Annotated in this window: 7 protein-coding genes; 5 read left to right on the top strand and 2 right to left on the bottom strand. The window is 49.0% G+C overall.

The window, feature by feature from the left end:
* The first annotated feature begins 9 nt into the window (after positions 1-9).
* A complete protein-coding gene (locus tag LJ739_RS08645; protein ID WP_229159283.1) occupies positions 10-846 on the top strand; it encodes a tetratricopeptide repeat protein in 837 nt (278 codons plus the stop codon).
* A 327-nt stretch (positions 847-1,173) separates the two neighbouring features.
* Entirely contained in the window at positions 1,174-2,331 is a 1,158-nt protein-coding gene (locus LJ739_RS08640; RefSeq protein WP_229159281.1) for a metallophosphoesterase, read from the top strand.
* On the opposite strand, the gene LJ739_RS08635 is transcribed toward LJ739_RS08640, so the two are convergent.
* On the bottom strand, positions 2,324-3,505 hold the full coding sequence (locus tag LJ739_RS08635; protein WP_229159279.1) for a hypothetical protein: 1,182 nt from the start codon (positions 3,503-3,505) through the stop codon (positions 2,324-2,326). The genes LJ739_RS08640 and LJ739_RS08635 overlap by 8 nt on opposite strands.
* A gap of 31 nt (positions 3,506-3,536) precedes the next feature.
* Here LJ739_RS08635 and LJ739_RS08630 point away from each other — a divergent pair, with 31 nt between their 5' ends.
* From LJ739_RS08630 to LJ739_RS08620, 3 genes are all read left to right on the top strand, one after another.
* Positions 3,537-4,274, top strand: a complete 738-nt coding sequence (locus LJ739_RS08630) for a DUF4956 domain-containing protein (protein ID WP_229159277.1) — start codon at positions 3,537-3,539, stop codon at positions 4,272-4,274.
* A 1,035-nt stretch (positions 4,275-5,309) separates the two neighbouring features.
* The gene (locus tag LJ739_RS08625; RefSeq protein WP_229159275.1) at positions 5,310-6,830 is read left to right on the top strand and encodes a tryptophan halogenase family protein; all 1,521 of its coding nucleotides are present in this window, start codon (positions 5,310-5,312) and stop codon (positions 6,828-6,830) included.
* Positions 6,830-8,809 carry a tetratricopeptide repeat-containing sulfotransferase family protein gene (locus LJ739_RS08620; RefSeq protein ID WP_229159272.1) on the top strand — a complete coding sequence of 660 codons (1,980 nt, stop codon included), beginning with the start codon at positions 6,830-6,832 and terminating at the stop codon, positions 8,807-8,809. Before LJ739_RS08625 ends, LJ739_RS08620 begins: the two co-directional genes overlap by 1 nt.
* A 99-nt stretch (positions 8,810-8,908) precedes the next feature.
* Here the strand turns inward: LJ739_RS08620 and LJ739_RS08615 are convergent, their stop codons facing one another.
* Entirely contained in the window at positions 8,909-11,791 is a 2,883-nt protein-coding gene (locus LJ739_RS08615; RefSeq protein WP_229159270.1) for a TonB-dependent receptor, read from the bottom strand.
* Between the last annotated feature and the right edge of the window lie 413 nt (positions 11,792-12,204).

The following is a 12,204-nucleotide window of genomic DNA, read 5'->3' as shown; positions in this document are numbered from 1 at the left end:
GGATGAACAATGAATAACCGTAAACGTTTTGGTGCGCTGGTGACGGCCACTTTCGCCCTCAGTGCCCTGAGTAACCCAGCCCTTGCCGATGCCTGCGATGATCAGGACCGTACTTTGCGGGACATGTTGTTTGTGCAGCAACTACCGGTTGTTGAAGGCCTGGCGTATTGGAAAGCCGCCCCCGAAGGCTGCTCTGACAGTGGCTTCTACTATCACAAATTGGGCGGTTTGTACCTTAACCTGAAGGACTACGAAAGCGCTCGCAAGGCTTACCAGCAAGGGCTAATCTATGACGATCATTTCCGCCCCATCCTGCTGGCCAGTATTGGTGAGTCCTACGCACAGCCAGCGATGCGCGGTGACAATGTCGAGCACAACGCCCGACTGGCCGAGGAACACTACCAGAGCACACTTGAAACCTATCCAGATCATTACATCGTCACGCAATTTTACGCGTCGTTTCTACTGCATTTCGAGCGTTATGATGAGGCGATTGAGTACGCCGAGCGCAGCAATCGCGCAACACCCAACTACCTCTCGATGCGCAACCTGACCATTCTGTACATGGAGCATCAAAACGCGCCTGAAAAAGCCCTGGCGATGGGCGAGTTGGCGATGAAAAACATGGGACACTTCAACACCGATCTGGAGTTGCAACTGGCCATCATCAGGGCTTATGCGGAAATCGGTAACTTCCGTCAATCGGTGCAGGAAATGAAAACGCTGGTGGAGAAAAACAACAAGGTATTGGACGACCCACGCTTCAACGACATGTATGCCTACATCCGGGAGTTGGCCGTTGAAGCTGATCGCAAAAATGCGGCGGCTGCGCAGGGCGAGCGTTGAGTGAAAAGGGGAGAGACCTCTTGGCCGGCTGTGTGCCAGTTGTGGATGGTGGTGGTTAGAAGAATACGGAGTTGCTGTTGACAGAGCTAAGCACTAACCGCGAATTCTCTTATCTTGCTGCCATCAAGTTCTTTACTCAAGGTTCGCCCGACAACTGAATGAGCCGCAAGATAACACACTTGTTCTTTCCAGCCTTATTCCTATCCGCACTGAAAATGCCAGTGGGCAGTTATTGAAATGCACAGCTTAGGGCTTTAGTTTTTCCCGCACACATTCATAACTGCGAAGTCTATCTATACTAGAGATATGTCTCACTGCAGGAATGAAATGTTGAAATTTTTCTGGCTAGCACTGCTTCCCTCTTTAATAACATTCTCTTCTTTTGCAGGCACCGCACCACAAGACGCATCAGACAAGATCGTTGTTGTCGGTGATATACACGGGGATTTCGAACAGTTTACCTGTGTGCTCAGGCAAGCCGGTCTGATTAACAGCCGAATGCGCTGGACGGGCAAAAACGCCACGCTGGTTCAGATGGGCGATATTGTTGACAGGGGACCTGACAGCCGAAAAATTATAGATTTACTCAGAAAACTAAAATCCATGGCGCGGCGGGCAAAGGGTGATGTTTATGCTCTGATAGGTAACCACGAAGCTATGCTCATTGCTGCTGATACTCGCTATACCCATCCCGGGGAGTATAAAGCGTTTGTAAACAGTCGTTCCAAGCGCAAGCAGCATCTTTACTTTGACCTGTATATTGAGCACATGAAAAAGACCCAGCCTGAGGAAAGCTGGCCTGATTATGAATCCGCTGACTATATCCGCTTTCTTGAAATGCAATTCCCGCTTGGGTATGTCGAGTATATGCAGGCCTGGGCTCCCAAGGGTGACTACGGAGCCTGGGCTTCGTCAAACCCGGCTGTGCTAAAGATAGGCAGGCTGTTATTCGTGCACGGAGGTATGGGCCCAACCACCCAAAATTATACGATTACCGAGATAAACCAATGGATACAGAGTGAGTTGGGCACACGTGAACAGGCGATGAAATCTGACGTGCTGAATGATCCGAACGGACCACTGTGGTATCGGGGCCATATCCTTGCAAGCGAGGACGATCCGGCTGAACGCAAGCTCATCACTGACGTACTGGAACGCTACGAGGTCGATCACGTTATTGTGGGGCATACCCCCGTTGCCGGCGCAATTTTGCCCCGGTTTGACGGCACCGTGATTGGCGTAGATGTTGGACTGGCTGACTACTACGGCGGTCCCTGCGCATTTCTTGAAATAACCGGGAAACAATTGACCGCTGTACATAACGGTAATCGTATAGACCTGCCCTCACCCGGTAACGACGTGGGCAGTTATCTGCACAAGGTGCTTAGCCTGGACTCTGAGAATGAGACGCTTAAAAGCTACATACAGCAGCTTGAAAACCCCGAAACGAAAGAGCCTGTTATCGAGAGCGATAAGCTCAACTAATACAATGGATCGCGGTTTGTTCAAGAAAAGTCGGGCTGGCGAGCAATGTCAGCGATTTGGTTAAAAAAGCACGCATGGTTTCACGGTTTTTATCTGTCGTTTCCGGCACCGCTGCTATTACCTCAAACAAGCGCTCTTCTAAGGTAAGAAGGCGCTCGCGATACTGGTTAACTGTATCATTATACGCACATACCCCGCGAAACAAGCGGGAAGAAATAGGTATATCACCATGGTTTATGGCGTAGGGGGCATCAACAAATCCAGAATAATCAAAGTCGTAGGCGACGGGCACAACACTGTTAGTTTTGGCCTCGGTGAGGCTGTAAGGCAGAAGTAACTTTACATTATGACAGCAGGTGTTCCCGATTTTCGGTAAATTGGGGGAATAATCGAGGTTGGCTATCAGATACTGGAACAGGGCGAATAGCGTTGCAGTTTCCTTCTCAAGCGTCGTTGCTTTGATAGCACCAGTATCATATTCCCTGAGCCCGTGACGCTTGGCCAGATCATCGATGTCCTCTATGAAGAACCCTAACCTTGTCATCGAAGGCGATGTTTGCCGGCCTTTATAGTAATTGATTCGAACCAGCCTGACACGCAGACTGACTGGCGATATTTCATTCATCATTTTATAAGCGGTATATTCTCTTAACATCAGTTGTTCGAATCGGGCTTTGCGTTGACAGTGCGTAACCAGCTTTATTTTTTTATGGCCCGTAAAAAGCGGCACTTTTCTCAACTTTTGTTCAAAGATAAGTCGTAGCGGTGGAAAGCTGCACACCGAGGGATCGCGCCGGGCGTTTCCTCTTGCCTGCACATTGCCGTTGAGAAGGTAGGTTTCACCCTCGTATCGATAGCGCAACTGCATTGCTCTTGGCTCAACGCTTTTTGGTGCCAGCCTAATCAACGTGCGCAAGTCAGGAATGAGCAGGTCAATATCGATGATGTCATCTGAGCGAAACAACGGTCTGGGCGGGTCGCCTGGCCTGATAGCCGCATTTGCCATTGAGGAGCAGAGCAGGACTAAAACACTCAGGCCCAAAAACAGTGCGCGCAACACATGAGGTTCTGTACTGAGCAATACCGCTGTGCTGCGGCTGTTGGGGCGTGTCCAACCGGGCGCCAGCATCTTGGCCACAGGTTTGACAACCTTGTTATTTTCTCCCATCTTCATGGTACACACCTGTCACTGAAGTACACATCCTATGGAAGAGCCTTCCTCTGATTATATTGATGCTGACTATCGACAGTATAGACGCAATCTTATACAAACGATGATGCACGTTCTGATCTATTACGGGGGATTCATTGGCACGGGCATGCTCATTATCTGGCTTTACCCTCATTTTTTATCGACTTTGCCTGTCGGCGGCTTGTCTGAATTTAGCGTCATCGCAGGCAAGACCAGCGAAACCCTGCTGAAAGTTAATGAAGCAAATGCGCCCTCAGATTGGATAACGGGCATGACCACACTCGCTACCGCTTTGTTTTGCACGATTGCGCTTATGATCCCTGTTGCCTGGGTCTATAACGCAACGCATGAAGGCGATGAGTTTGATCACTCTATACCGGAAACCATTTTGGTTTTACCTGCGGTTGTTGCAGGGGTGGTAATGATTGTGCAGCATTCCCTGGCGCTGGCATTCAGTCTGGCAGGCATTGTTGCTGGCGTAAGATTTAGGCGGGCGTTGCAGGATACCTTTGATGCCTTATTCATTTTAACCGCCATCAGCGTCGGCCTGGCAGCAGGTGTACACGCGTTGGAAGTCGCCGTTGTTGCAACAGTTTTTTTTAATCTCGCAGCACTGATTACTTGCTACATTTCACCGGGACTGGAATCACGGTACGTTTACCAGAAAAAGCTCCGCGAGCAAGACGAAAAACGCGAAAGAGAGTTACAGGATCGTCAATCAGCCAACGGCGATGACAGCAATAACGACTGAAATAACGACTTAACACGCTGTCAGGGCACTATTTTTCAGGTTTCATTACAGGGTGTCATTCCATCCCAGCTTTGCCGCTGCTGCGAGCACTTTTAATTGTGACCGGCTTCCCGGCCACAGGGCCAACTGAGCTGTTTTGCTGCTAAAGATTTTTTATGGAGCGCTGGAAGTGTCCTGATGACGTGCACTTTATCAGACACTGTCAGAATTTGAGTGGAGCCACTATGACGCTCGGCATTGTGTTATATCCAGTTTGTCATTCTCGCGAAGACCAGGTTTGTTTTGTGCCAGTAGTGGACGGTGACCCAAATAATTTCGCTACGAAGAATCGTCATCCCGGCGAAGGCCGGGACCTCCCACATTACCTGACTCACACGAATCAACACGGTTTTGGTTAGTCATCGACCCAATGGAGATTGCGGCCTTCGCCGCAATGACGGTAGCTTCTATCAACGCTTCCAAGGTCCACTACTCGCTCTAAGTGATCACTCGCACCGCCGCAGAATCGTGATTCCAGAATAGAGCAGGGGTAAATGTCCTCAAGGCGTCAAACAGGTGTGGTGGTTTCCCCATTTAAATGAGGGAAACCGCCTGACGAACAGTACGCACACGATTTCAAAATCCAACGCGACTTCAACGTTGGTGCTTAGACAACAAGTCAACATACAATACTAAGCAATAGGTTACTTCATGGTAGGAGTGTTGACATGCCAGACAACAATTTTCTGTATCAATGGCCTGTCTACCCATGAATTTGAAGACTCACAGGCCATGCAAAGCGTCCTCAACCGAGCATTTAAACAAACCAACCTAATCAAACGTACAGCTGTTACGGGGGGGGAAATAGCTTTAATTCTCCTTATACTCTTCTGTTCTCAGCAGGGAAAGTCATACAGCTTGGTGAGCAGTTCCGGTATACTAACGACATTGCAAAAAACGCCTGACAAAGGCGCCCAGTAACGTAGGGTATGGCTGTCCGACACCCCTAGGATTGCCGACGTTTACAGGGCTTGAGAAGAAGTTGGCCGGAGAAGTATGAACAATCAACCAACACACCTGGTTATCGTCGGTGGCGGCACGGCCGGCTGGATGACTGCAAACCTTCTGGCGCATCAGTGGGGCAAGCTGGGCATGCGCATCAGCTTGATTGAATCTCACAAAATTGGCACGGTCGGCGTCGGCGAAGGAAGTACCCCTTACCTAAAAGAGTTTTTCGAGCGTCTTGCGATTCCCGAAAGCGAGTGGATGCCAGCTTGCAATGCAACTTACAAGTGCGGGATTAGCTTTCCAGGTTGGTCTGAAAAGCCGGGTTATGACAGTTACTTCCACCCGTTTTATTCTGATCTGGATGGTCCTCAGGCACAGGCATTTTTCAGACAATGTAACGAGAAACGCCATGGCGGGAGCAATCATGCTCACCCCAATGATTATTTCCTGGCCAGTGCATTGACTCGTCAGTCAAGAGCGCCAATAAGTAATGAAATTCCCGCGTCCGATCTGGTATACGCCTATCATTTTGATGCCGAATTGTTAGGCCAGTTTCTTAGACAGCATGCTTTGAAACTTGGCGTACAGTTGATTGAAGACAAGGTAACCGATATTCAATGCAATCAACGAGGTCAAATCGCTATTCTCAATACTGAATCGTCGGGCCCAGTGCGTGGTGATTTTTTTGTGGATTGCTCCGGTTTTAAAGGGTTGCTTGTCCAGCAGACCCTCGGAGAAAAGCAGCAGTCCTATCGACCTTACCTGTTTAACGACAGTGCGGTGGCCATACAAACTCCACTGGATGAGCGGGATCCCATACAACCTCATACAGTGTCCAAGGCGCTGACACATGGTTGGGTTTGGCATATTCCATTGTCTAACCGCTACGGTAACGGCTATGTCTACAGCTCGAAGTACTGCTCTGCTGAGCAAGCAGAACAAGAATTGCGGGAGCTGCTTGGACCCGGTGCAACTGACGCTAAAGCACTGCATTTGAAGTGGGAGCCCGGACGTATTAGCCAGCATTGGAAGAAAAACTGTGTTGCTATCGGTCTTTCGCAGGGTTTCCTGGAACCTCTGGAAGCGCCGATGCTGTTTGTGGTACAGCGGACCATTGAGCATTTTATAGGGTGCTATGAACAAGGGGGATTTAGTGACGTGAAGCGCAATGAATTTAATCAGGAAATCAATAAAATCATTGATGGCACCCGGGATTACTTGCAAGCCCACTACCTGATGAATTCACGCTCAGATAGCGACTACTGGCGGGATTGTCGCGACAACCCTCAACAATCAGAAGCGTTATCTGACATTATCGCTGCCTGGCGGGCGACCGGTAACTTCGATTTAGCCTTACACAAACATCAAGACAAGCTCGCCTACTTAAAGACGTCTTGGTACTGTCTGCTTGCCGGGAAAGGGGGATTTGAAAACACCTTTGAACTAGATAGTCATCCTCCCGAGCGTCAATGGTGTGACAACAAAGCGCGGAGTTTCATCTTCCACCGAGAGCATCTGAGTCGTTTTCACGCTGACATGCCATGGCCTAGCCCATTGAAGGATTATTAATGGATAAGCAATTACAACAATCCATGAACTGGCTCAATCAGGGTCAGCCTCAACCCGCTCTCGACATACTGTTACCTTTAGTCGAGAGCAACCCAACCAATCCACGGGTACTGGAACTGGTCGGTCATTGTTACATGCAGCAAGGGCAAAAAGACAAAGCATTACAAACATTTAGTAAGGCTCTCGAATTAGATCCTCAAAATGCCAATCTGGTTGCATCTATCGGTGGCATCTATTTTGAGACGAATCGACTAATCGAAGCAGAGCAGTGCTTCCAGCAAGCCCTTAAACGCGATCCGAAAATGTATCGAGCCTGGCATTTTCTGAGCCTCACCCAGGTCAAACTGGGTAAAACGTCTGAAGCACAACAAAGCCGTATACATGGCGAGCAAACCGACCCAAACAGGCAAATCATCACGCAAGCAGAAGCGTTGCGCGAAAGTGGGCAAATCAATCAGGCCATGAACCTGTGCCAGCAAATACTGCAACGCGCCCCCGGTCATCCTGATGCCTTACTGTTTATCGCCAGACAGTTGCTGTCAGACGGGCGTCTGGAACAAGCAGGTGGTGCATTGCAGCAGGCCTTGAAATTTGCGCCCAATCACCCTGATTTGTGGGCGATGATGTCCCAGATTAGTGGCCAGCTCAGATATGCAGCCAATGCGGTGGATGAGTCCGAGCAGCTAACTCGTCTGCAGCCTGAAGACATGGATGCCTGGATGCTACATGCCAGTAACTTGTTGGAAGCCGGTAGGTTTGCCGACAGTGTAAAAGCTTATGAGTCTGCCCTTACTCTCAGTGAAGATCCCTTACCAATCCAGTTGCAGCGCGCCCATGTACTGAGAAACCTTGGCCAGAGGGAGTTGGCGATGGAGGCGTATCAGCAGTGCCTTACTTGTGAGCAGACCAAAGGCTCGGCCTATTGGGCGCTCTCCAGTTTCAAAAGCTGGCAATTTAGCGAGGAACATATCGCAGATATGCGTCAGATGCAGGAGAACCCAGACATTCCCCTCGAGCAAGCCTGTCAGGCTGGATTTGCTCTGGGTATGCATTTTGAGAAGCAAAAGGACTATTCGCAGGCCTATCAGTATTTCAGCCAGGCGAACCTGAATAAACCGGCTGCGTATTTTTCACCCAGTAACTATCAACACAAAGCTTCTGCTATCAAACAGGCGTTTCATAAGGGCCTATTCAACGATAAGCTCAGGCTACCAGAAGTCGATGTTACACCCATATTTATCGTCGGCATGCCAAGAGCCGGCTCGACCCTATTGGAACAGATACTAGCCAGTCATTCTCAGGTCGAAGGCACAATGGAACTGAAGACTCTGCCTGCACTAGCCCGCATGGTGTACCAGGCTAGCTGTGAAAAGAACGGCGATAAGAGTGGCAATATGGACAAGTTCACGTCCGAAGAGCTTGCCCAATTCGGCGATTGGTATCTGCGGGAAACGCAGGTGTATCGCACCGACAAACCTTATTTCATAGACAAGTTACCGCCGAATTTTCAGCATGTCGGTCTGATCCGTCTGATTCTGCCTCATGCCTTGGTCATCGATGCAAGGCGACATCCAATGGATTGTGGTCTGGGAGTTTATCGCCAGTACTTTGGTCACGGTCACAATTTCAGCTACAGCCAGGAGCATATAGGTTTTTACTACAACCAGTACCTGTCAATGATGGATCACTGGCAGGAGAGCATTCCGGGTTTCGTTTATTGTTTGCAACACGAGCGTTTGTTGACGGATCCAAAAAACCAGATCCGTGCACTTTTGGATTTTTGCCGCCTGCCGTTTGAAGAGGCTTGCCTGAATTTTCATCAGAATACTCGGGCAGTAAGAACCGCCAGCAGTGAGCAAGTACGCAGCCCACTCAATACCAAGGCTCTTGAGCGCTGGAAGCATTATGAGACTCAGTTAGCCCCCCTCAGACAGGCGTTAGGAGAGGGTACGTTACAGCGATTCGCTAATATTTACTGAGCAATACTTGAAATTAATCTGCTGACATTAAAGCGTGTCATATATATAAAAAAACGCCGGCTAGCCGGCGTTTTTTAGTTCCCAGAATGAGATCAGGGCTTATTCCACTGAGTAGGTCAGGGTTGCATAGTACAGACGACCGATGTTGTCGTAGCTCGCAGAACCTGTGCCAGTTCCTGTCACAAACCCAGGCAGATCACGGTCAAACACGTTATCTACACCCAGCTCCAGGGTCAGGTTGTTGTCAAAGGTGTAACCTATGCTCACGTCGGTCTGGAAGTAGCTGCCGTAACCCATAATGTTGCTTGGGTCAGGGTTTCTTTCCAGATCCTGAGGCGTGAAGCGGCTAACATCACCCAGATAACGGGTACGCCAGTTCGCTGACCAGTTGTCCCCTTTGTAGCCTAACAGGAAGTTAGCCTGATGCTCTGCTTCACCCAACGTTCCTGCGTTCTCGATAACCTGGGTAGGGTCGATCTGGAACGGGAACTCTTTGCGAGACTTCAGGTAAGTACCAATCAGCTTAGTAGAGATTCTACCGCCCAGTGCGTCAAAGTCGTAACCTACTTCAATATCAACACCTTGCGCTTCGTTTTTAGCAACGTTTTGCTGAGTGCTTTCAACTAACTCGATGGTATTATCCGCGCGACGAGTAATCAACGCACAGAACTGGTTATCGATACCCGCTTCGGAGTCGTAACATTTGTCAAGAATGTCCTGTGCATCTACCAGCGTAATTGCGTCGTCGATAGTAATATCCCAGTAGTCGATGGTTAGGCTCAGGCCTTCAATAAATTCAGGCTGATAGACCATTCCCACAGTATAACTGGTCGATTCTTCCTCGGTCAGATTCGGATTACCACCGGTTAACAGCTCGATAGTCGATACCGGGTTAATTTGCGCATCAGCAGGAATACCCTGAGCCCCACAGTTAGCCAGACGCGTAGCGCTCTGGTTAAACTCTACGTCACAGGGATCGTCTACGAACGCGAAGTTCTGGCCTTTAGCAGCAAACAATTCACTGATATTTGGCGCGCGGATCGCTTCTGATACGGTCGTACGGAAACGCAGTTCATCGGTAACCGCCCAGTCAGCCCCTACTTTCCAGCTCAAGGCACCACCGATGGTGCTGTAATCTGCGTAGCGGAATGCCACGTCCAAAGACAAGTCTCGTACCAGAGGTACATCGCTCAACAGCGGGATAGAGCTTTCCATGAACAATTCAGTTACGTCAAATTCCCCATGCTCTTCCTGGATAGCGGTCAGGAAGGTTGCACCAGTGGCCGCAAACGGGTCAGGCATGTCGTCACTTTGTTCTTTACGGTATTCCATACCAGCCGCGAAACCTACGTATCCTGCTGGCAATTCAAAGATACCGCTGTTGGTGACCGAGAAGTTCACGACTGTTTGTTGAATCTTACTATTTGAGAAAGAATCAGTGGTAAACCAATCAGCCGCATTCGGGTCAACGTTTCCAAAACCAAACAGGGAGGTCGGGATACAACCTGCATTACGGGCCTCTTCATCGCGACAAACAATAGAGCCGTCTTGAGCATAAATAGCATCTGCAGACTGTCTGAAGCGGTCTGTAATCACGTTATCGTAATTGATTTGTTCACGCTCAGTTTTACCGTAGAGGGCATATAAATCGAACGCCCAATCGTCATTGAGGTTACCCTGTAAACCCACTACAGCGCGGGTAGTTTCACGGGTGTTTTCTTCGAAACGACGACCAATATCTTCATTGAAACGATGTAGGTTGATGGAACTCAAACCTTCATTGTCCATCAGGTTGCCCAGGCTCTCATGAATGAACGGGTTATCTCTATTAATAGTGATACCGCTGCTGTATTCGAAAAACGATGGTTGACCGATAGAGTCGGCTTCAGAGCGAACAAACTTCACGTCACCATAGACATTCATATCATCATTGATGTCATAGTTACCTTTGAGCGCAATATTCAGTGTTTTGAAAGTCGGCTGAAGTTCATTGTATTTGTTCAGGTCCAACTGATCACACGCACCCGAGCAACGACCCCAGTTATAAGTAGTGCCCAGCTGTTGCTGGCGCACAGAACCGTCTGGGTTGAAGATATACCAGGTTGCGCCAGTGTAGTTAACGTAATCATAGGTATAAAAGTTACCCATAATCGAGTCATCATACCATGCGGCGTCCGAGATCCAGATTTGGTCAGGAATTCCATCGTGGATGGTTGCCCCATTTTCATCACGTGAGTCACCATTGGCAGGATTTCTGACCTCAGCAGTCGGGGTCGCAGTCTGTTTGCGATCTTTGGCATTCATGCCATCTTGTGCAGAGTGCGAGATAGCGATACCGAAGTTACCACGACCGTTATCAAAGTCGGTACCGTAAGACAGGGTGAACTTGTCCGTATCAAAAGGGCCTTCTTCGGCGTAACCTTTGGATACGCTGACATCAAAACCAGTAATGTCTTTTTTCAGTACAAAGTTAACCACACCGGTTACGGCGTCGGCACCATATACTGCGGATGCACCACCGGTTACGATTTCGACTTTCTCAACCCAGGCAGTAGGAATGGTGTTTACGTCTACAGACGCAGTGCCTGGGTTTGCTGATACGTGGCGCTTACCGTCAACCAGTACCAGAGTACGGGCTGTGCCCATACCACGCAGGTCCAACAGGTTCAGACCAGCAGTTCCAATAGAGTTACCAGCGTTAGCCAGTGAAAATGTATTAGCTAAGGCTGGCAGATCGTTGAGTGCCTCACCTATATTAATAGCGCCCGATTTTAGCAGGTCTTCACCGCTGATTACCGTGACAGGAGAAGGTGCGATTGCGCCTTCACGCAGGATCCGGGTACCGGAAACCTGAATTTTTTCGACAGTATCGTCTTGAGATGCCTCTTGCGCGGATACCGACATAGCGCCAGTTGCCAGTACTGCTGCAACAGCATGTACCAGAGTTTTGCGCTTGAATGAAGTGCTAGGATTGTTGAGCATGTGGTTCTTCCCTTACATCCGTTTTTTTTGGTTTTATGGGGTTATTGTGCTTGGCTTTTTATGCATAAAGCCAGACTACTTTTTTAAGCCCCCTCTTTGTACACCACTCCTTGTACACCACTTCGGTAAAAACGCAACTTGGCCTGAACACTGTAATCGGACGTTTCGTCACGCTTAATCATCAACTGACACCCAAAATTTAGCCTCTTGACACAAATATCATCCAGCACCACTTTTTTGTTAAAATTTTGTATGTTCAGTCAAGGTGAAGTCAGTCTGTGGACGTTAGGTTGTGTGCGTTAGAGACCTTTTTCACAGTACCTCTTTTTATGGGGTTGGCTTGGTGAACTCACCCAAACCAAAAGAGAAATATTATGCAATTTCGAATGACAACACTGGCTTCAACTGGAAGA

The sequence above is a fragment of the Fluctibacter halophilus genome (assembly GCF_020687825.1).
Taxonomy (GTDB): domain Bacteria; phylum Pseudomonadota; class Gammaproteobacteria; order Enterobacterales; family Alteromonadaceae; genus Fluctibacter; species Fluctibacter halophilus.
This window is presented reverse-complemented; position numbering and strand designations above follow the sequence as displayed.

What these genes read in the sequence shown, in the direction of transcription:
- LJ739_RS08645 (WP_229159283.1), top strand. Translation starts at nt 10, where the DNA reads ATGAATAACCGTAAACGTTTTGGTGCGCTGGTGACGGCCACTTTCGCC.
- LJ739_RS08640 (WP_229159281.1), top strand. Translation starts at nt 1,174, where the DNA reads ATGTTGAAATTTTTCTGGCTAGCACTGCTTCCCTCTTTAATAACATTC.
- LJ739_RS08635 (WP_229159279.1), bottom strand. Translation starts at nt 3,505, where the DNA reads ATGAAGATGGGAGAAAATAACAAGGTTGTCAAACCTGTGGCCAAGATG.
- LJ739_RS08630 (WP_229159277.1), top strand. Translation starts at nt 3,537, where the DNA reads ATGGAAGAGCCTTCCTCTGATTATATTGATGCTGACTATCGACAGTAT.
- LJ739_RS08625 (WP_229159275.1), top strand. Translation starts at nt 5,310, where the DNA reads ATGAACAATCAACCAACACACCTGGTTATCGTCGGTGGCGGCACGGCC.
- LJ739_RS08620 (WP_229159272.1), top strand. Translation starts at nt 6,830, where the DNA reads ATGGATAAGCAATTACAACAATCCATGAACTGGCTCAATCAGGGTCAG.
- LJ739_RS08615 (WP_229159270.1), bottom strand. Translation starts at nt 11,791, where the DNA reads ATGCTCAACAATCCTAGCACTTCATTCAAGCGCAAAACTCTGGTACAT.